Source organism: Citrobacter sp. Cb023, from assembly GCF_030336805.1.
Classification (GTDB): domain Bacteria; phylum Pseudomonadota; class Gammaproteobacteria; order Enterobacterales; family Enterobacteriaceae; genus Citrobacter; species Citrobacter braakii.
The window spans coordinates 55,484-74,467 of the sequence record NZ_JAOWCV010000029.1 but is presented as its reverse complement, the minus strand read 5'-3'; the positions used below and the strand labels follow the sequence as shown (position 1 = coordinate 74,467).

19 protein-coding genes are annotated in these 18,984 nt (G+C 53.8%); 11 read left to right on the top strand and 8 right to left on the bottom strand.

Annotated features, from left to right (window positions below; all coding sequences use genetic code 11):
• Positions 1 to 24: 24 nt before the first annotated feature.
• Positions 25 to 384: an arsenate reductase (glutaredoxin) gene (arsC, locus tag OGW44_RS05245; RefSeq protein WP_137366958.1), complete on the bottom strand. Its 360-nt coding sequence runs from the start codon at positions 382 to 384 to the stop codon at positions 25 to 27.
• An 87-nt stretch (positions 385 to 471) separates the two neighbouring features.
• Entirely contained in the window at positions 472 to 1,935 is a 1,464-nt protein-coding gene (gene bepA, locus OGW44_RS05240) for a beta-barrel assembly-enhancing protease (protein WP_016157117.1), read from the bottom strand.
• Positions 1,936 to 2,161: 226 nt separating this feature from the next.
• Between bepA and OGW44_RS05235 the strand changes: the two genes are divergently transcribed.
• The 4 genes from OGW44_RS05235 (at position 2,162) to iadA (ending at position 5,690) form a co-directional block, all read left to right on the top strand.
• The gene (locus tag OGW44_RS05235) at positions 2,162 to 3,226 is read left to right on the top strand and encodes an AI-2E family transporter (RefSeq protein ID WP_016153975.1); all 1,065 of its coding nucleotides are present in this window, start codon (positions 2,162 to 2,164) and stop codon (positions 3,224 to 3,226) included.
• A 166-nt stretch (positions 3,227 to 3,392) separates the two neighbouring features.
• Positions 3,393 to 4,052, top strand: coding sequence for a nucleoside recognition domain-containing protein (locus OGW44_RS05230; protein WP_094761066.1), 660 nt, complete (start codon positions 3,393 to 3,395; stop codon positions 4,050 to 4,052).
• Position 4,053: 1 nt separating this feature from the next.
• On the top strand, positions 4,054 to 4,515 hold the full coding sequence (locus tag OGW44_RS05225) for a YjiG family protein (RefSeq protein WP_003037948.1): 462 nt from the start codon (positions 4,054 to 4,056) through the stop codon (positions 4,513 to 4,515).
• A gap of 11 nt (positions 4,516 to 4,526) precedes the next feature.
• Positions 4,527 to 5,690, top strand: a complete 1,164-nt coding sequence (gene iadA / locus OGW44_RS05220; protein ID WP_185654972.1) for a beta-aspartyl-peptidase — start codon at positions 4,527 to 4,529, stop codon at positions 5,688 to 5,690.
• A 115-nt stretch (positions 5,691 to 5,805) separates the two neighbouring features.
• On the opposite strand, the gene bcp is transcribed toward iadA, so the two are convergent.
• Both bcp and OGW44_RS05210 read right to left on the bottom strand, forming a co-directional pair.
• Positions 5,806 to 6,276: a thioredoxin-dependent thiol peroxidase gene (bcp, locus tag OGW44_RS05215; RefSeq protein WP_003835095.1), complete on the bottom strand. Its 471-nt coding sequence runs from the start codon at positions 6,274 to 6,276 to the stop codon at positions 5,806 to 5,808.
• Positions 6,276 to 6,848 carry a glycine cleavage system transcriptional repressor gene (locus tag OGW44_RS05210; RefSeq protein WP_003037954.1) on the bottom strand — a complete coding sequence of 191 codons (573 nt, stop codon included), beginning with the start codon at positions 6,846 to 6,848 and terminating at the stop codon, positions 6,276 to 6,278. Before OGW44_RS05210 ends, bcp begins: the two co-directional genes overlap by 1 nt.
• A 145-nt stretch (positions 6,849 to 6,993) precedes the next feature.
• Here OGW44_RS05210 and dapA point away from each other — a divergent pair, with 145 nt between their 5' ends.
• The 6 genes from dapA to ypfH all read left to right on the top strand — a co-directional run bounded on the left by dapA (position 6,994) and on the right by ypfH (position 13,546).
• The gene (gene dapA, locus OGW44_RS05205; protein ID WP_016153972.1) at positions 6,994 to 7,872 is read left to right on the top strand and encodes a 4-hydroxy-tetrahydrodipicolinate synthase; all 879 of its coding nucleotides are present in this window, start codon (positions 6,994 to 6,996) and stop codon (positions 7,870 to 7,872) included.
• Positions 7,873 to 7,888: 16 nt separating this feature from the next.
• Positions 7,889 to 8,923 carry an outer membrane protein assembly factor BamC gene (gene bamC / locus OGW44_RS05200; protein ID WP_075847669.1) on the top strand — a complete coding sequence of 345 codons (1,035 nt, stop codon included), beginning with the start codon at positions 7,889 to 7,891 and terminating at the stop codon, positions 8,921 to 8,923.
• A gap of 111 nt (positions 8,924 to 9,034) precedes the next feature.
• On the top strand, positions 9,035 to 9,748 hold the full coding sequence (gene purC, locus OGW44_RS05195; RefSeq protein WP_003835086.1) for a phosphoribosylaminoimidazolesuccinocarboxamide synthase: 714 nt from the start codon (positions 9,035 to 9,037) through the stop codon (positions 9,746 to 9,748).
• Between the two features lie 128 nt (positions 9,749 to 9,876).
• Positions 9,877 to 10,743 (top strand): KPN_02809 family neutral zinc metallopeptidase, encoded by an 867-nt coding sequence (gene ypfJ, locus OGW44_RS05190; protein WP_016157112.1) that lies wholly within the window; start codon positions 9,877 to 9,879, stop codon positions 10,741 to 10,743.
• Between the two features lie 15 nt (positions 10,744 to 10,758).
• Positions 10,759 to 12,774, top strand: coding sequence for a tRNA(Met) cytidine acetyltransferase TmcA (locus OGW44_RS05185; protein ID WP_185654973.1), 2,016 nt, complete (start codon positions 10,759 to 10,761; stop codon positions 12,772 to 12,774).
• A 73-nt stretch (positions 12,775 to 12,847) separates the two neighbouring features.
• Positions 12,848 to 13,546: an esterase gene (ypfH, locus tag OGW44_RS05180; protein WP_016157110.1), complete on the top strand. Its 699-nt coding sequence runs from the start codon at positions 12,848 to 12,850 to the stop codon at positions 13,544 to 13,546.
• A gap of 48 nt (positions 13,547 to 13,594) precedes the next feature.
• On the opposite strand, the gene OGW44_RS05175 is transcribed toward ypfH, so the two are convergent.
• From OGW44_RS05175 to OGW44_RS05165, 3 genes are read right to left on the bottom strand one after another with little or no spacing between them, the layout of a single operon-like run.
• Positions 13,595 to 13,795, bottom strand: a complete 201-nt coding sequence (locus OGW44_RS05175) for a YpfN family protein (RefSeq protein WP_003835080.1) — start codon at positions 13,793 to 13,795, stop codon at positions 13,595 to 13,597.
• 27 nt (positions 13,796 to 13,822) lie between these two features.
• Complete coding sequence (gene dapE, locus OGW44_RS05170) at positions 13,823 to 14,950, bottom strand: succinyl-diaminopimelate desuccinylase (protein WP_016153967.1); 1,128 nt, start codon at positions 14,948 to 14,950, stop codon at positions 13,823 to 13,825.
• Between the two features lie 3 nt (positions 14,951 to 14,953).
• Positions 14,954 to 15,310 (bottom strand): ArsC family reductase, encoded by a 357-nt coding sequence (locus tag OGW44_RS05165; protein ID WP_016153966.1) that lies wholly within the window; start codon positions 15,308 to 15,310, stop codon positions 14,954 to 14,956.
• Positions 15,311 to 15,699: 389 nt separating this feature from the next.
• Between OGW44_RS05165 and ypfM the strand changes: the two genes are divergently transcribed.
• Positions 15,700 to 15,759: a protein YpfM gene (gene ypfM / locus OGW44_RS05160; RefSeq protein ID WP_001386977.1), complete on the top strand. Its 60-nt coding sequence runs from the start codon at positions 15,700 to 15,702 to the stop codon at positions 15,757 to 15,759.
• A 75-nt stretch (positions 15,760 to 15,834) separates the two neighbouring features.
• Here ypfM and acrD read toward each other — a convergent pair whose 3' ends face one another.
• On the bottom strand, positions 15,835 to 18,948 hold the full coding sequence (gene acrD, locus OGW44_RS05155) for a multidrug efflux RND transporter permease AcrD (RefSeq protein WP_016153965.1): 3,114 nt from the start codon (positions 18,946 to 18,948) through the stop codon (positions 15,835 to 15,837).
• Positions 18,949 to 18,984 lie beyond the last annotated feature (36 nt).

Sequence of the window (18,984 nt, the reverse complement as noted above, 5' to 3'; positions counted from 1 at the left end):
GAAAAGACTGCGGCAGGTTTCAGGTTAACCGATGATTTCCAGTACCTGCTCCGGCGGGCGTCCAATTCTCGCCTGGCCTTTGGCAACCACAATCGGGCGCTCCATCAATTTCGGGTTTTCCACCATTGCCTGAATCAGCGCATCTTCACTCAGATTTACGTCCGCCAGATTAAGTGACTTATAGAGATCTTCTTTCTTGCGCATCAGCTCGCGCGCGCTGGACATGCCCAGCATCTGCAGCAATTCACACAGGGTTGTGGCGTCAGCCGGGGTTTCCAGATACAACACCACTTCCGGGTCCACGCCGTTGGATTTCAGTAACTCCAGCGTTTCACGGCTCTTGGAGCAGCGTGGGTTATGGTAGATTTTAATCGCGTCTGACATGACTTCTCCTTGCATAACAATCCTGCCGGATGGCGACCAAAAGACCTTATCTGGCCTACATATCGCCATCCGGCAAGGGTTCGATAATTACATTTTCGTATACGGTTTAAAGCGCTCTTGCAGTTGGCGTAGCTGGTCGATACGGGCATCGTATCTGGCCTGCTGCTGGCTACCCAGCTTGACCTGTGAGCTTGCGCTGCTGAGCATCGAAATCGCCTGATCCAGACGTCCTGCGAGGGCATACCCTTCCGCGCGGGCTGCCAGTTCCTGATCACGGTTGTTCAGGTTGGCTTCCGTTTGCGCTAACAGATCCCAGCCGTTAGGGTCGTCCTTATGGTTAAACGTATAGCGATTCAGGATGGTCGCTGCCTCTTTGGCTTGCCCGGCCTGTAAATACGCATTTGCCAGGTTGAGCTGCAGTACCGGGTTGGTGCGCAGGTCGCGGGCGTTTTTCAACCGATTAATGGCATCGCTGGTTTTCTTCTGACCGAGATCGATATCCGTTGCCAGGTCGAGATACCAGGCATTGTTAGCATCTGCCGCCAGCAGCGGTTGCAGTGCTTTACGTGCCTCGTCATATTTACTGGCCTCCATTGCCTGCAATGCCCGGCCATACTGCGCCGCACGTTGCTCACGTATGTTGCCTTTCGACCAGTTACTCAGCAGGTCATCGGTCAGCTGGTTGCGACCAGAGTTGTACATGCCTAAGGTGCGTGCCTTGGCCAGATAAAAATCTTCTGAAGACTGGACGACAGCCGGACGCATTTGGTTGGCGCGGTTACGGGCATCCGACAGACGGCTTTCTGGCAGGGGGTGAGTCAGCAAAATTTCTGGTGGACGCGAAGAGTAACGGGCCTGATCGAGCAATTTTTCCAGAAACGTCGGCATGGCCTGGGGATCGAATCCCGAGCGTTGCAGTACCTGAATACCGATGCGGTCTGCTTCCTGTTCGTTTTGCTGCGTAAAGCTAATCATCCCCTGACGTGTACCCGCCAGCGTACCGGTCAGCGCCGCCATACCCGCCTGCGGGCTGGCCATCGCCAATAAAATTGACCCTAACGCACCCACCCACGTTAGCGGCGCGCTGCGTTTCTGGTCTTCCATTGCACGCGCCAGGTGACGCTGCGTAACGTGGGAAATTTCGTGCGCCATAACCGATGCCAGTTGGCTTTCGTTATCGGAATAGCGGAACAGTGCGGAGTGCAAAACAACGTTGCCGCCAAAGAAAGCAAAGGCGTTGATTTCATCGTTGTTAATCAAAAAGAAGGTGAAGGGCGTTTTTACCGAGTCGGCGTGCGAGACCAGACGCATCCCCAGCGCATTAATGTATTGCGTCAGCAACGGATCGTTAATTAATGGCGCACTGCCGCGCAGCTGGCGTACATAATAATCGCCCATCTGCATTTCCTGTCCTATGGAAAGCGTACTCCCTGCCGAGGTTCCCATATCAGGCAGGGTGTCCGCGGTTTCGGCAAATGCGGGCGCAACCTGACCGATGGTCAGTGCAGCAATGAGGGTAGCAACCAGGTTTTTTTTCAACTGCCTGAACATAACCTCTGTCCTGTATTCTTTTTTGAGATAGCCATTTGACCAATGCCGTGAAGTTTCGTTCACACTCCGCAAGCTTAGGGAGTGTAACTGCGAAACCTGACGATGAACACCCAGGAAAAATGACTTTTCACTTTGCGTAATCCGCTATAAAAAGCGAAGTCTTTTTTGTGACATTTCGATACAATTCGGGATCGCAATCCCGCTATTGGATTCATGGAAGGGTTTTATGCTCGAAATGTTGATGCAATGGTATCGCCGCCGCTTTAGCGACCCCGAAGCCATCGCCTTGCTGATTATTCTTGTTGCCGGTTTTGGCATCCTGTTCTTTTTTAGCGGTCTTTTGGCGCCGCTGCTGGTCGCCATTGTGCTGGCGTACCTGCTCGAATGGCCGACAGTACGGCTGGAACATATTGGTTGTTCACGGCGTTGGGCGACATCGATTGTGTTGGTGGTGTTTGTCGGTATTTTGCTGCTGATGGCGTTTGTGGTAATGCCCGTTGCATGGCAACAGGGGATCTACCTGATCCGCGATATGCCCGGCATGCTCAATAAATTGTCTGATTTTGCCGCCACCTTACCGCGGCGTTATCCGGCGCTGATGGATGCGGGCATTATTGATGCGATGGCGGAGAATATGCGCTCGCGAATGCTCACCATGGGCGATTCGGTGGTGAAATATTCGCTGGCTTCACTGGTCGGATTGCTGACGCTGGCGGTGTATCTGATTCTCGTCCCGTTGATGGTGTTCTTCCTGATCAAAGATAAAGGACAAATGCTGAACGCAGTGCGTCGGGTGCTGCCGCGTAATCGCGGACTGGCGGGGCAGGTGTGGAAAGAGATGAACCAGCAAATCACCAACTATATCCGCGGCAAGGTGCTGGAAATGGTGGTGGTTGGCGTGGCGACCTGGCTCGGCTTCCTGCTGTTTGGCCTCAACTATTCGCTGCTGCTGGCGGTGCTGGTAGGCTTCTCCGTGCTGATCCCGTATATCGGCGCTTTCGTGGTCACTATTCCGGTGGTCGGTGTGGCATTGTTCCAGTTCGGGCTTGGCACCGAGTTCTGGAGCTGTTTTGCCGTATATCTGATAATCCAGGCGCTGGACGGTAATTTGCTGGTGCCGGTGCTGTTCTCCGAGGCGGTAAATCTGCATCCGCTGGTGATTATTCTCTCAGTGGTGATATTCGGCGGCCTGTGGGGATTCTGGGGCGTATTCTTTGCGATTCCTCTGGCGACGTTAATCAAAGCGGTAATGCATGCCTGGCCGGATGGTCAGGTCGTTGATGAACCCTAATCTGTTTGCTCCGGCGATGCAATGTCGCCGGAGCCGAACTTGTCTGACCTCTATCCACACATTCTGAATAATCTCTTCTGGTGTCGTTTTTCTCTGCGTTTGTCTTTAACTTGACCCGCGTGATGTCTTTAAGTCACGCAAGGAATAAGGCCAACAGGAGAACAAAATGGGTCACAACACACACACGCAGCAGAAGGTGGGATGGGGCGGTTATCTCGCTTTTTTTATTACGATTATTCTTTTTTCCGGCATGTTTGCGAAAAGTACCGAATGGTGGCGAGTCTTTGATTTCACCGTTCTCAACGGTGCGTTTGGGCAGATTAATGCGGCGGGGGACACGGCGGTCTCTTTTCGCGGCACGGGCGGTATGGGCGCAAAAGACGGCTTCTTATTCGCGCTTGAGCTGGCGCCTTCCGTCATTCTTTCACTCGGGATAATTTCCGTCACCGAAGGGCTGGGAGGGTTGCGTGCGGCGCAGCAACTGATGACGCCAGTCCTGCGCCCGTTACTCGGTATTCCGGGTATTTGCTCGCTGGCGCTGATTGCGAATTTGCAAAATACCGATGCTGCGGCAGGGATGACTAAAGAAATGGCGGAAGAGGGCATTATCACTGAACAGGAACGTGCCATTTTTGCCTGCTGGCAAACCAGCGGCAGTGCGTGTATTACCAACTATTTTTCCTCGGGTGCTGCGCTGTTTACGATGGTTACCGTTCCGGTGATTACGCCGCTGGCGGTGATCCTTGTCTTCAAATTTGTGGGTGCGAACCTGCTGCGTTTGTGGATTGCGCAGCTGGAAAATCGCCGTACGAAGCAGGAGGCGTGAGATGACAACGCAAGTACGTAAAAACGTCATGGATATGTTTATCGATGGCGCACGGCGCGGATTCACTATTGCAACAACCAGCCTGTTGCCTAACGTGGTAATGGCGTTTGTGATTATTCAGGCGCTGAAGGTGACGGGACTGCTCGAGATTGTCGGGCGGGTATGTGAGCCGGTAATGGCGCTGTGGGGACTGCCGGGGGAATCTGCTACCGTACTGCTGGCGGCGGTGATGAGTATGGGAGGCGGCGTCGGTGTTTGCGCCAGCCTGGTTGTCGCCGGTACGCTTTCGGGACATGATGCTACGGTGCTGTTACCGGCTATCTACCTGATGGGCAATCCGGTGCAAAATGTGGGACGCTGTCTGGGTACCGCGGGAGTCCATCCCCGTTATTACCCGCTTATTATTGCGGTATGCGTAATTAATGCGCTGCTCTCTATTTGGGTTATGCAGGTTATTGCCTGACAAGGAAGGTTATGAACTGTTCCATTCTTAATTTGACGTTGTTCCTGCAGGGACACGTGTACGCGCCGGAAGATTTAGGACGCCAGGATATACTGGTGTCTGACAGCAAAATTGTTGCCATCGCGCCGTCGATTTCCCCTGACGATTTTCCTGGCTGCGAGTGTATCAATCTTAACGGTGCGATTGTGTGCCCAGGATTTATCGATCAACACGTCCATCTGATTGGCGGCGGCGGAGAAGCGGGGCCGCACACCCGCACGCCGGAAGTGCGCTTGTCGCGGCTGGTTGAAGCTGGCGTCACCTCGGTGGTGGGATTGCTGGGGACAGATGGTATTACCCGTCACCCTGAATCGCTGCTGGCGAAAACCCGCGCGCTGGAATTTGAAGGCATTAGCGCATGGATGCTGACCGGGGCGTATTCTCTGCCTTCTCCGACCATCACCGGCAGTATCGATCGCGATGTGGCGCTGATCGATAAAATCATTGGCGTGAAATGTGCTGTTTCGGACCATCGTTCTTCAGCCCCGGACACCTCGGCGCTGGCAAACATGGCGGCGCAGTCGCGCGTTGGCGGATTGTTAGGGCGCAAGCCGGGGATTAGCGTCTTCCATATGGGCGACAGCCCGCGCATGCTGGAGCCGTTGCATCAGATCCTCGACAGTTGCGATGTACCGATTACCAAGCTGCTGCCCACACACGTCAATCGTGCGGAACCGCTGTTTCAGTCGGCGCTGGAGTATGCCCGCAAAGGCGGTTATATCGACATTACCAGCAGCATTGATGAACCCGTCGACCCGGCCACGGCTATCGCCACGGCACTACGCCAGAACGTGCCGCTGTCGCGTATTACCTTGAGTTCAGACGGCAACGGTAGCCAGCCGGAATTTGATGACTACGGTAATCTTATCGGCATCGGTGTCGCAGGGTTTGAATCACTGGCTGAAACAGTGCGCCAGTTGGTGAAGGTTCATGCCATACCGCTGGAACTGGCGCTGTGTCCGCTGACGCGAACGGTCGCAGAATTTTTGGGACTGGAACATAAAGGGCGTCTGGCGGTGGGATGCGATGCCGACATTCTGGTGCTCAATGATGCGCTTGAAGTTCATCACCTGTGGGCGAAGGGAAAAGCCGTCGTCAGAGAGAAAAAAGCCTGTGTAAAAGGGACGTTTGAATAAACGACGTTGATGCCGGATGGCGGCGTAGACGCCTTATCCGGCTACGGAGTTATGCGGATGGCGGCCTGATAAGACGCGTGGCGTCACCATCAGGCGCTATCTGGCAAAATGTAAATCAGGCGTTCTCTTTCAGCCAGTTCATTACCACGTCGTGGTGGTTGCTGGTTTTGAAGTCATCAAACACATGCTCAATTTTCCCTTCAGCATCAATCAGGAAGCTGATGCGGTGGATGCCATCATAGGTTTTGCCCATAAATGACTTCTCACCCCAGACGCCGAACTGCTCGCAAACCTGGTGATCTTCGTCGGACAGGAGCGTGAAGTTAAGGACTTCTTTCTCCGCGAATCGGGAAAGCTTCTCTGGTTTATCGGTGCTGATTCCCAGCACTTCAACACCTGCTTTTTTTAACTCATCCATGTTATCGCGCAGGCCGCAGGCCTGTACGGTACAGCCGGGTGTCATGGCTTTCGGGTAAAAATAAACCAGAACACGCTGTCCCTGGAAGTCGGTTAAATTTACTTGTTCTCCGTCTTGATCCGGCAAGCTAAATTTCGGTGCGATATCACCGGCTTTCAGTGGGTTCATTACTTAACTCCATCCTGTTCATCATGCTGTGAGTAATTGACGACGTTAATACTGCCTTGCGCATTGAGTTCTGTACAGAGTGCTTTAAACGCATCTTCAATATTTGCCGAATCATGTGACGCAGGACTATGTGCGGTAATTTGAATAAACAGCTGTGCCGCCTTTCCGTTCTCAGCCGGTTGCGTGCGTGAAACCAGTTCCGCAATATTCATTTGGTGGCTGTCAAACAGGGCGGTAAAGCGTTCAATCAAATGCGGAGAATCAGGAACATCGACCTGCACCCATACCGTAGCGGGCATCGCCGGACGGGGGCGTGCGGTCGTGCGCTTCATCACAATCAGTAAATCCAGCTCTGCACCTTTCAACGGCAAGGTTGATTCAATTAGGGTAATGGCATTCCAGGTGCCCGACAGCAACATGATAAACGTGAACTCGTCACCCAGCATGGCCAGTCGGCTGTCTTCGATATTACAGCCGCAACTGCTGACATGACGTGTGATGGTGTTCACAATTCCCGGGCGGTCAGCACCCAGCGCAGTAATGACCAGATAGTGTTGCGATGACGATGTCAAACCTGTTCTTCCTTTGAGCGGTGAGGTAATCATAAGGAAAGCATAAAAAAAACATGCATACAACAATCAGAACGGCTCTGGTCGCTTGCTTTTATTGTCGTACCAAACGTACCATTGAGACACTTGTTTGCACAGAGGATGGCCCATGTTCACGGGAAGTATTGTCGCGCTTGTTACGCCGATGGATGAGAAAGGTAAAGTCTGCCGGTCGAGCCTGAAAAAACTGATTGATTATCATGTCGCCAGCGGCACCTCGGCGATCGTTTCGGTTGGCACCACCGGTGAGTCTGCCACCCTGAGTCATGATGAGCATGGCGATGTGGTGATGATGACCCTGGAGCTGGCCGACGGGCGTATTCCGGTGATTGCCGGAACCGGCGCTAATGCGACCGCGGAAGCCATTAGTCTGACGCAGCGTTTCAACGACAGTGGTGTTGTCGGCTGCCTGACGGTGACGCCTTACTACAACCGCCCAACCCAGGAAGGTTTGTTCCAGCATTTCAAAGCCATCGCTGAACATACTGACCTGCCGCAAATTCTGTATAATGTACCGTCCCGTACCGGCTGCGATATGTTGCCGGAAACCGTTGGTCGCCTGGCGAAAGTAAAAAATATTATCGCTATTAAAGAGGCCACGGGGAACTTAAGTCGCGTTCACCAGATCAAAGAGCTGGTTTCAGACGACTTTATTCTGCTCAGCGGTGATGACGCGACCGGACTGGATTTTATGCAGCTCGGTGGTCATGGCGTGATTTCCGTGACGTCTAACGTTGCGGCACGCGATATGGCCGAAATGTGCAAACTGGCGGCAGCCGGGAACTTTGCCGAGGCGCGGGTGATTAACCAGCGTCTGATGCCGTTACACAACAAACTATTTGTCGAACCCAATCCTATCCCAGTGAAATGGGCGTGTAAGGAGTTGGGACTTGTGGCGACCGATACGCTACGTCTGCCGATGACGCCAATCACGGATAATGCTCGTGAAATCGTCAAAGCGGCGCTTAAGCATGCCGGTTTGCTGTAAAGTTTAGGGAGATTTGATGGCTTACTCAGTACAAAAGTCGCGCCTGGCCAAGGTTGCGGGTGTTTCGCTTGTTATGTTGCTCGCGGCCTGTAGTTCTGACTCGCGTTATAAGCGCCAGGTGAGCGGTGATGAATCCTATCTGGAGGCCGCACCGCTTGCTGAGCTTCACGCTCCAGCTGGGATGATTCTGCCGGTTATGTCGGGTGACTATAATATCCCGGTCACCAACGGCAGCGGTGCCGTTGGTAAAGCGCTGGACATTCGCCCGCCGGCTCAGCCGTTAGCACTAGTCACCGGTGCTCGCACTCAGATCGCGGGTGATACGTCGACATTACTGGTGGAAAATGGTCGTGGCAACACGCTGTGGCCACAGGTCGTTAGCGTCATTCAGTCTAAAAACTACACGATCACCAAACGTGATGATGCCAGCCAGACGTTGACCACCGACTGGGTTAACTGGAACCGTCTGGATGAAGACGAGCAGTACCGTGGACGTTATCAAATCTCGGTTAAACCGCAGGGTTATCAGCAAGCGGTAACGGTGAAACTGATTAACCTCGAGCAGGCGGGTAAACCCGTAGCTGATCCAGCATCAATGCAGCGTTACAGCGCTGAGATGATGAACGTTATCTCCGCAGGTCTGGATAAGAACGCCACTGATGCCGCGAATGCCGCGCAGAACCGCTCTGCCGCCACCATGGATGTTCAAAGTGCTGCCGATGACACCGGTTTACCGATGCTGGTGGTACGTGGACCGTTCAACGTGGTATGGCAACGTCTGCCGGCAGCGCTTGAGAAAGTGGGGATGAAAGTGACCGACAGCACCCGTTCTCAGGGCAGCATCGCCGTGACCTACAAACCACTGTCTGATAGCAACTGGCAGGAGCTGGGCGCAATCGATCCGGGTCTGGTATCCGGCGACTATAAACTGCAGGTCGGTGATTTAGACAACCGCAGTAGCTTGCAGTTTATCGATCCGAAGGGGCATACCCTGACGCAAAGCCAGAACGACGCGCTGGTCGCCGTCTTCCAGGCAGCGTTCAGTAAGTAAAAATAAAGGGCTGGATAACTCCAGCCCTTTTTTTCTGATATGATACGCAAACGTGTGCGTCGGCAGAAAAACGCAATATTTATCGTTAATTCACACCCAGGAGTAATAAAGATGCAAAAGCAAGCTGAGTTGTATCGTGGTAAAGCGAAGACCGTATACAGCACGGAAAACCCGGACCTGTTGGTGCTCGAATTCCGCAATGATACGTCAGCAGGGGATGGCGCGCGCATTGAACAGTTTGATCGTAAAGGCATGGTGAACAACAAGTTCAACCATTTCATTATGACTAAACTGCAAGAAGCGGGCATTCCTACCCAGATGGAGCGACTGCTTTCCGATACTGAATGTCTGGTGAAAAAACTGGAGATGGTACCGGTTGAATGTGTGGTTCGTAACCGCGCAGCAGGTTCCCTGGTTAAGCGTTTAGGCGTTGAGGAAGGTATTGAACTGAATCCGCCGCTGTTTGATCTGTTCCTGAAAAACGATGCTATGCACGATCCAATGATTAACGATTCCTATTGCGAAACTTTTGGTTGGGTGAGCAAAGAGAATCTGGCGCGTATGAAAGAGCTGACCTACAAAGCCAACGACGTGCTGAAAAAGATGTTTGATGATGCCGGTCTGATTCTGGTCGACTTCAAACTTGAATTTGGTTTGTATAAAGGTGAAGTGGTCCTGGGCGATGAGTTCTCACCGGACGGCAGCCGTCTGTGGGACAAAGAAACGCTGGATAAAATGGACAAAGATCGCTTCCGCCAGAGCCTGGGCGGCCTGATCGAAGCCTATGAAGCCGTCGCGCATCGTCTGGGTGTGAAGTTAGACTAATCCTCCCCTGAGCCGGCGATCGCTCTCCGGCTCATCAATCCCGCCGATTTTGATTACTGTTTCTTATGGTAATCCTGTTCCGAACCGCCTACGATCATCATCATAATGAATAAAAAGTTGAGGTGATTATGCGCTGGCAAGGGCGTCGTGAAAGTGACAATGTGGAAGACAGACGAAATAGCTCCGGTGGCGGCCCTTCTATAGGCGGCCCTGGTTTTCGTTTGCCCAGTGGTAAAGGCGGCATCATCCTGCTGATTGTGGTGCTGGTGGCGGGATATTATGGCGTGGATCTCACCGGATTAATGACCGGCCAGCCAGTTTCCCAACAGCAATCATCACACTCCATCAGCCCAAATGATGATGAAGCAGCAAAATTTACCTCGGTGATTCTGGCCACCACGGAAGATACCTGGGGGCAGCAGTTTGAAAAAATGGGCCGGACCTACCAACAGCCGAAGCTGGTAATGTATCGCGGAGCGACGCGTACCGGCTGTGGCGCGGGTCAGTCGGTGATGGGGCCGTTTTACTGCCCGGCGGATGGTACGGTGTATATCGACCTCTCATTTTATGATGACATGAAAAACAAGCTGGGCGCCGATGGTGATTTTGCTCAGGGCTATGTTATCGCCCATGAAGTGGGCCACCACGTGCAGAAACTGCTGGGTATTGAACCGAAAATTCGCCAGATGCAGCAGAATGCCTCACAGGCTGAGGTGAACCGTCTTTCCGTACGTATGGAACTGCAGGCGGACTGCTTTGCCGGCGTCTGGGGCAACAGTATGCAGCAGCAAGGCGTGCTGGAGTCCGGCGACCTGGCAGAAGCGCTGAACGCCGCTCAGGCCATTGGCGACGATCGCCTGCAGCAGCAGGGACAAGGACGCGTTGTGCCGGACAGCTTTACCCACGGCACTTCTGAGCAGCGGCTTAGCTGGTTCAAACGCGGTTTTGACAGCGGCGATCCGGGACAATGTAATACTTTTGGTAAAGGCATTTAAGCTACTGAGGCAGGGATGTCTGATAATACGGCGCTGAGCGCGTTAACCGAACAGATGGCCCACGAAGGGATCCGTCGTCTGCTGATTATCAGTGGCGAGGGGAACTGGTGTCAGGAGCGGGCATTAGCGCTACGCGACACGTTACCCGGCGACTGGTTATGGGTGGGCGCACCCGCCCCTGCTGAGCCAAACTGTACGCCACAGGCGCTGCAAACGTTATTAGGGCGCGAGTTTCGTCATGCGGTTTTTGACGCCGGGCAGGGATTTGACGCTGCGGCGTTTGCCGCCTTAAGCGGAACGCTGATCGCCGGGAGCTGGCTGGTTTTGCTGACCCCCCCCTGGCATACCTGGCACACGCATCCGGACGTGGATTCACTGCGCTGGAGCGACTGTGCTGAACCTATCCCAACGCCGCACTTTGTTGAACATGTCAAACGGGTGATTTCCCGTGACGGACAGGCGCTGCACTGGCAGCAGCATCACGCAGTTTCCAGCCCGCGTTTTCCTGTTCGTGCAGTCTGGCACGCGGCAACCGGTTACCCTCAGCCTGAACAGGCGATGATTTTAACCCAACTGCTGGATATGCCTCCCGGCGTGGCTGCGGTCACAGCTGCACGTGGCCGGGGCAAATCGGCTCTGGCAGGGCAACTGATAGCACGTATCAACGGGACCGCGATTGTCACCGCGCCTGCTAAAGCGGCAACGGATGTGCTGGCGCAATTTGCCGCAGAGCGTTACCGCTTTATGGCCCCGGATGCGCTCTTAAGCAGTTCTGCAACCGCAGACTGGCTGGTTGTGGATGAAGCCGCCGCGATCCCCGCGCCGCTGCTACACCAACTGGTTGCGCGTTTCCCTCGTACGCTGTTAACCACCACCGTACAGGGCTACGAGGGAACCGGCAGAGGCTTTTTGCTGAAATTTTGCGCCCGCTTTCCCCATCTTCGACGCTATGAGTTGCAACAACCCGTACGCTGGGCGCAGGGATGTCCGCTGGAGAAAATCGTCAGCGATGCGCTGGTGTTTGACGACGAAACCTTTGCGCATGCCCCCTTGGGGGAGCTTAACTTCTCGGCATTTGATCAACTCTCATGGCAGACAAACCCGGCGCTGCCGTTAGCGGTATATCAGCTACTTTCCGGTGCGCATTATCGCACCTCGCCACTGGATCTGCGGCGAATGATGGACGCGCCGGGTCAGCATTTTCTTCAGGCTTCGGCTGCTGACTCGGTGGCGGGAGCCGTCTGGCTGGTCGACGAGGGGGGATTATCCGCAGAATTAAGCCAGGCCGTCTGGGCCGGATATCGCCGACCAAGAGGAAATCTGGTTGCGCAGTCACTGGCGGCGCACGGCGGAGATCCATTGGCGGCGACGCTCGTCGGGCGGCGGGTCAGTCGAATTGCGGTTCATCCCGCGCGTCAAAGGGAAGGTATTGGGCAACAGCTGATTCTGCAGGCCCGGCACTATTGCACGCAGTGCGACTATCTGTCCGTCAGCTTTGGTTATACGGCTGAATTATGGCGTTTCTGGCAGCGTTGCGGTTTTGTCCTGGTACGGATGGGCAATCATCGGGAAGCCAGCAGCGGCTGTTATACCGCTATGGCGGTGCTGCCCATCAGCGAAGCAGGAAAACGCCTTGCCTGGCGGGCGCACCAGCGCCTGCGACGGGATGCGGAGATTCTTGCTCAGTGGAACGCAGAGCGCATTCCGCTGGTACCGCTGAAAGAGACTACGCTTAATGAGGATGACTGGGGTGAGCTGGCTGGGTTTGCCTTCGCGCATCGACCATTACTGACATCATTAGGTTGTCTGAGTCGTTTGCTTGAGCGCAGCGAGTTGCCTCTTCCGGCATTGCGCGGGCGTATACAGGCTCAACGCAGCGATGCTGAATTGTGCCAACAGTTGAAAATATCGGGTCGCAAAGCGCTGTTGGCAGTTCAGCGCGCCGAGGCGGCGCAGGCCTTAAAACAGCTGGATGCTGAGCGTGAACAACGGCTACATAATCGCATTATGCAATGGCAATTTTTTCACTAACTTCTTCAATTTCCTGGCATGGTCATTGCGGTTAAGCGGCGTAGAATGATTCTCATCAGTTAAGGAGATCGCCATGAAACATGACCATTTTGTTGTTCAAAGTCCCGATAAACCCGCTCAACAGCTCTTGTTGCTGTTTCATGGCGTCGGCGATAACCCGGTTGCCATGGGCGAAATTGGCTCCTGGTTTGCGCCGCTGTTTCCGGATGCGCTAATCGTCAGCATTGGCGGGGCAGAGCCTTATGGTACGACTTCCGGGCGTCAGTGGTTTTCGGTACAGGGGATAACGGAAGAGAACCGCCAGGCGCGTATTGACGCGATTATGCCGGTCTTTATCGAAACCGTTCGCTACTGGCAGAAGCAAAGCGGCGTTTCGCCTCAGGCGACCGCGCTGATTGGTTTTTCTCAGGGCTCGATTATGTCGCTTGAGAGTATTAAAGCCGAGCCAGGGCTGGCGTCGCGGGTCATCGCCTTTAATGGTCGCTATGCCACGTTGCCGGAGGTTGCAACCACCGCGACGACGGTGCATTTGATTCACGGCGGTGAAGACCGGGTGATTGAGTTATCTCATGCCGTTGCCGCGCAGGAGGCGTTAATACGCGCCGGTGGGGATGTGACGCTGGATATCGTCGAAAATCTGGGGCACGCCATTGATGAACGCAGTATGCAGTTTGCGCTCGACCACCTGCGTTTTACCGTACCGAAGCACTACTTTGATGAAGCGTTGAGCGGCGGTAAGCCTCACGATGATGATGTGATTGAGATGATTTAACCCGCAGGCCGGATGGCGATGTGAAACCGCCATTCGGCCTACGTTGGCTTATTTCTTCGGTTGATCCTTGTTTGGCCAATCGTCGTCGTCATCCCATTTATCGTTAAAATCACGATGCGGGGGAAGCTCCGGCTTATTGGCAAGAAATTTCTTGTGGTCGACGCGCTTGAGATCTTTAATCACGTTCAGCAATACGCCTACCAGAAACACCAACACTAGAATCCACCAGTATTTTGCCAGCCAGTCCATGCTCATTTCCTCTTACAGGAACACTCATCAGGCGACGAGTTGCTCCATGATACGTTGATACATACGGGCAAGCAGCTGCAGGTCGGCGGCATTAACACATTCATTAATTTTATGAATGGTCGCGTTGACCGGCCCCAGTTCTACTACCTGTGCCCCCATGCGGGCAATAAAACGCCCGTCGGACGTCCCGCCTGTAGTCAGTAACTGCGGTTTAATCTCATTATAGTGCTCAATGGCGTTCACCACCGCATCCACCAGTTTACCGCGTGCGGTCAGGAACGGTTGACCGGAAAGCCACCAGTCGACGGTATAACGCAACTGATGTTTCTCCAGCAGTTCCAGCACCCGGGACTTAATCATTTCATCGTTTAATTCGGTGCTGAAACGGAAGTTGAACTGGATAAACAGTTCGCCGGGAATAACATTGTTGCTGCCGGTTCCTGCCTGAATATTGGCAATCTGCATGCTGGTAGCCGGGAAGAATTCGTTGCCCTGATCCCACTCAATCGCCACCAGTTCATTAAGCATTGGCGCCGCGCGGTGTACCGGGTTATCGGCCAGATGCGGGTAGGCTACGTGGCCCTGCACGCCGTGAATGGTCAGATTGCAGGTCAGTGAACCACGACGCCCATTTTTCACCACGTCGCCAACGATTTCCGTGCTGGACGGCTCGCCAACCAGACAATAATCCAGTCGTTCATTGCGTGCCATAAGTGCTTCAACCACTTTTACGGTGCCGTTTTGGGCGCTGGCCTCTTCGTCAGAGGTTATCAAAAACGCCAGACGACCCTGATGGTTCGGATGCTGGGCGACAAAACGTTCTGCGGCCACGACCATTGCCGCCAGTGAGCCTTTCATATCGGCTGCGCCACGCCCGAACAACATGCCATCGCGAATGGTCGGTTCGAACGGTGGATTAATCCAACGATCGACATCGCCGACAGGCACTACGTCAGTGTGACCGGCAAATGCCAGAGTCTCACCTTTGCCGCGCCATGCCCAAAAATTCTGTGTGTCACCAAAATCCATACGCTCAACGGTAAAACCTACCGCGCGCAGGCGTTCAATCATTAACGCCTGGCACCCGGCATCATCCGGGCTCAGGGAAGGACGGCGAATAAGCTGCTGTGTCAGCTCAATAACCGGGCACGACATAGACTATACCTCATTAAAAAACTGCGTATAACTGGATTCACTAAAGCCAAGCAGCATAGGCTTACCCGGCGCGCAGAGCAATGGGCGTTTGATAATTGCAGGCATTTCAATCATCAATGCAGCAGCAGAGGACGCATCGGTGATTTGGTTACGTGTGGCTTCATCCAGTTTGCGCCAGGTGGTTCCACGTGTATTGAGCAGCGCCTCCCAACCTAATTCGCTGATAAAGGCGTGTAATAACGCATTGTCCAGGCCGTCGACGCGATAATCATGGAAGCGGTAGTCGACCCCATTGTCTTCCAGCCAGCGTCTGGCTTTTTTAATCGTATCGCAATTCTTAATGCCGTAGAGGGTGATCATTTGAATCCTTATTGACGTATTTTGAATATTTATTCTCGTGTTCTATAAACATGAATAATACATATTGTCATCGAACCGTTATAGAAAAATATAACATTGTTGTTGAATGGTGAATAATGATTCCTGAAAGTTCCAAAATTCACGGGGAACTGAAAATCAGATTTTGCCTGTTTGCATCAGCCTGTTTTTCCATCAGAATTGCCAAAGTCGTAGATGATGTATGAATATTTCAAAATATTGCAGTAAGTCACATAAAATTTATGGGGTTAGCGCATAGTGATTACATATACCCCCGAACACTGGAGGATGTAATCGCAACCATTGGTTAAATGATCTTCTTTTTATGATGATGATTTCGTAGAATGCCCATAATAATAAGAGAGGTTGTTATGATTGAACGTGAACTGGGGAACTGGAAAGACTTTATCGAAGTGATGCTTCGTAAATAATTTTCTGGAAGAAATTCATATCCTGCAAAGGATAATAAAAGGCGACTCAACGTAAGTCGCCTTTTTTGTGTCCGATTATTCTGGGCGTGGCTTCAATGGGAAGCGTCTGCGTACCAGCACAAAGAACAGAGGAACGAAGTAAATCGCCAGGACAGTGGCTGAAATCATCCCGCCCATTACGCCAGTCCCCACCGCATGCTGACCGCCGGAACCTGCGCCACTGCTGATGGTCATCGGCAACACCCCAAAGATAAACGCCAGTGACGTCATCAGAATTGGGCGTAAGCGTTGGCGACAGGCATGCAGCGTGGCGTCGAGCAAGTCGTGACCTTTCTCGTTCATCTCATTGGCGAATTCAACAATCAATATTGCGTTCTTCGCCGAAAGCCCGATCACGGTGAGTAACCCGACCTGAAAGTACACGTCGTTTTCCAGGCCGCGCATCCAGGTAGCGAGCAGCGCGCCAATGACCCCCAGCGGTACAACCAGCATGACGGAGAAGGGAACCGACCAGCTTTCGTACAACGCCGCCAGACACAGGAACACCACCAGCAAAGAAATGGCGTACAGGGCTGGCGCCTGAGAGCCCGACAGCCGTTCCTGGTAAGACATCGCGGTCCATTCGAGTCCGAATCCGGTCGGCAACTGGTGGACCAGCGATTCCATAATGTCCATCGCCGTACCGGTACTGACGCCTGGGGCGGCTTCGCCAACAATCTCGACGGCGGAGTAGCCGTTATAGCGTTCCAGACGCGGTGAACCCGTTTCCCAGCGCGACGTGGCAAAGGCCGAGAAAGGCACCATGCCGCCGCTATTATTGCGGACGTACCACAGATTGATGTCGTCCGGGAGCATGCGATATTTTGCCGCCGCCTGCACGTAAACCTTCTTCACGCGACCCCGGTCCATAAAGTCATTGACGTAGCTGGAGCCCCAGGCCGTTTGCAAGGTGTCGTTGATGTCATCAATGGAAACGCCCAGCGCCTGGGCTTTGCGCTGATCGATATCAATTTGCAACTGCGGGCTGTCGTCCAGACCATTATGACGAACACGGGTCAGAGACGCGTCTTTCCCGGCCAGCTCAATCAGCTTGTCGCGCGCGGCCATTAACGCATCATGGCCCGCACCGGCGTGATCTTGCAGCTCCATATCGAAACCGGCGGAGCTCCCGAGACCGCTAATCGCCGGAGGACTGCTGGCGAAGACGCGGGCTTCTTTAATCTTATTAAAGGCTTTAGTCGCGCGCTCGATGATGGCGAAAGAGGTTCCGGTGGTGGTGTCGCGATCATCCCAGTCTTTTAAGCGGACAAACATCCGCGCCACGTTTTGACCGTTCCCGCCAGGGCCAGAACCGACCGTGGAAAAGACCGACGTAATGTTGTCTTTCTCATGGGTGAAGTAATACTTCTCCACTTCCTCAACTACTTTCAATGTTTGCTGCTGGGTCGAGCCGCTGGGCAACTGTATCGAGGTGGTAAACATGCCGCGGTCTTCGAGCGGCAGGAAGGAGGTTGGCAGGCGCAGGAACAGGAAAACCATACCGCCGAGCAGCAGGCCGTAAATCAGTATCCAGCGCAGGCTGCGGTGCAGGATCCTGGCGACGCCTTTTTCGTAGCGTTCGGCGTTGCGGTTAAACATCCGGTTAAACCAGCCAAAGAAACCGGTTTGCCCGTGATGCTCGCCTTTATGTAACGGTTTGAGCAGAGTGGCGCACAGGGCAGGGGTGAGGATCATCGCCACCAGAACTGAAAGAACCATTGCGGAGACGATGGTAATCGAGAACTGGCGGTAGATAGCCCCGGTAGTACCGCCGAAGAAGGCCATCGGGATAAACACCGCCGACAGCACCATGGCGATACCGACCAGCGCGCCCTGGATTTGCCCCATCGATTTCCGCGTCGCTTCCCGCGGCGAGAGGCCTTCCTCACTCATAATTCGCTCGACGTTTTCCACCACCACAATGGCATCATCGACCAGCAGGCCGATCGCCAGCACCATCGCAAACATCGTCAGGGTGTTAACGCTGTAGCCAAAGGCGTAGAGCACGGAAAAAGTACCCATCAGGACGACGGGAACGGCGATTGTAGGGATCAGCGTGGCGCGGAAGTTTTGCAGGAACAGGTACATCACAAGAAATACCAGCGCGATCGCTTCCAGCAGCGTTTTCACCACGTCGATAATTGAGGCTTTGACAAAGGAGGTAGTTTCATACGCCACCTTGTATTCCAGCCCGTGCGGAAAATACTGTGAGAGCTCGTTCAGGCGGTCGATAACCAGCTCCGCCGTTGCCATTTCATTGGCGCCGGAGGCCAGTTTTACCCCCAGACCGGAAGCCGGGTGGCCGTTGAAGCGGCTGAGATAGTCGTACTTTTCCGCACCCATTTCGACCGTCGCCACATCACCCAGTTTAACTTCTGAGCCGTCCTGGTTGACGCGTAGCGTAATCGCGCGGAATTCATCCGGAGTCTGCAGCAGCGACTGGGCGTTGATCGTCGCATTCAGCGCTTGTTTGTCCACCGAAGGCGTGCCGCCAAGTTGCCCGACGGCAATCTGCGCATTCTGTGACTCGATAGCATCGGTCACATCTTTGGCGGTCATCTGGAAGCTGTTAAGTTTGACCGGGTCGAGCCAGATACGCATGGAATATTGTGAACCGTAAGCGTCAATATCGCCCACGCCGTTTATACGACTGAGCGGATCCTGGATATTACTGGCGACGTAGTCGGCGATGTCCTGCTTATCCATTGAGCCATCGGTGGAGACGAAGGCGATGGTCAGAATATTGGTGTCACCGGTCTTGCGCACCGTGACCCCTTGATTCTGTACCGCCTGCGGCAGCTTACGCATTGCCGATTGCAGCTGGTTTTGCACCTGCTGGACGGCTTCATCAGGATCGGTTCCCGCGAGGAAGCTCAGCGTAACCGACGCCTGGCCTGTCCCGCTGCTCTGCGACGACATGTACATCAGATTATCGAGACCAGTCATGTTCTGCTCGATAACCTGGGTGACGGTATTTTCCAGGGTTTGTGCGGACGCGCCAGGGTAGTTCGCGGTTACCCGCACGTTTGGCGGTGCCAGATCGGGATATTGCTCAACGGGCAGCGAAAAAATAGCCAGGGCTCCTGTCAGGCACAACAGGATTGCTAACACCCAGGCAAAAATGGGGCGATCGATGAAAAAATTCGCCATTAAAAGGGGACCTCGTGTTTCTGCGTATCGTTATGG

What these genes read in the sequence shown, in the direction of transcription:
- dapE (WP_016153967.1), bottom strand. Translation starts at nt 14,950, where the DNA reads ATGTCGTGCCCGGTTATTGAGCTGACACAGCAGCTTATTCGCCGTCCT.
- ypfH (WP_016157110.1), top strand. Translation starts at nt 12,848, where the DNA reads ATGAAACATGACCATTTTGTTGTTCAAAGTCCCGATAAACCCGCTCAA.
- OGW44_RS05185 (WP_185654973.1), top strand. Translation starts at nt 10,759, where the DNA reads ATGTCTGATAATACGGCGCTGAGCGCGTTAACCGAACAGATGGCCCAC.
- OGW44_RS05230 (WP_094761066.1), top strand. Translation starts at nt 3,393, where the DNA reads ATGGGTCACAACACACACACGCAGCAGAAGGTGGGATGGGGCGGTTAT.
- purC (WP_003835086.1), top strand. Translation starts at nt 9,035, where the DNA reads ATGCAAAAGCAAGCTGAGTTGTATCGTGGTAAAGCGAAGACCGTATAC.
- dapA (WP_016153972.1), top strand. Translation starts at nt 6,994, where the DNA reads ATGTTCACGGGAAGTATTGTCGCGCTTGTTACGCCGATGGATGAGAAA.
- OGW44_RS05235 (WP_016153975.1), top strand. Translation starts at nt 2,162, where the DNA reads ATGCTCGAAATGTTGATGCAATGGTATCGCCGCCGCTTTAGCGACCCC.
- arsC (WP_137366958.1), bottom strand. Translation starts at nt 384, where the DNA reads ATGTCAGACGCGATTAAAATCTACCATAACCCACGCTGCTCCAAGAGC.
- OGW44_RS05225 (WP_003037948.1), top strand. Translation starts at nt 4,054, where the DNA reads ATGACAACGCAAGTACGTAAAAACGTCATGGATATGTTTATCGATGGC.
- OGW44_RS05165 (WP_016153966.1), bottom strand. Translation starts at nt 15,310, where the DNA reads ATGATCACCCTCTACGGCATTAAGAATTGCGATACGATTAAAAAAGCC.
- OGW44_RS05175 (WP_003835080.1), bottom strand. Translation starts at nt 13,795, where the DNA reads ATGGACTGGCTGGCAAAATACTGGTGGATTCTAGTGTTGGTGTTTCTG.
- bepA (WP_016157117.1), bottom strand. Translation starts at nt 1,935, where the DNA reads ATGTTCAGGCAGTTGAAAAAAAACCTGGTTGCTACCCTCATTGCTGCA.
- bamC (WP_075847669.1), top strand. Translation starts at nt 7,889, where the DNA reads ATGGCTTACTCAGTACAAAAGTCGCGCCTGGCCAAGGTTGCGGGTGTT.
- bcp (WP_003835095.1), bottom strand. Translation starts at nt 6,276, where the DNA reads ATGAACCCACTGAAAGCCGGTGATATCGCACCGAAATTTAGCTTGCCG.
- iadA (WP_185654972.1), top strand. Translation starts at nt 4,527, where the DNA reads ATGAACTGTTCCATTCTTAATTTGACGTTGTTCCTGCAGGGACACGTG.
- ypfJ (WP_016157112.1), top strand. Translation starts at nt 9,877, where the DNA reads ATGCGCTGGCAAGGGCGTCGTGAAAGTGACAATGTGGAAGACAGACGA.
- acrD (WP_016153965.1), bottom strand. Translation starts at nt 18,948, where the DNA reads ATGGCGAATTTTTTCATCGATCGCCCCATTTTTGCCTGGGTGTTAGCA.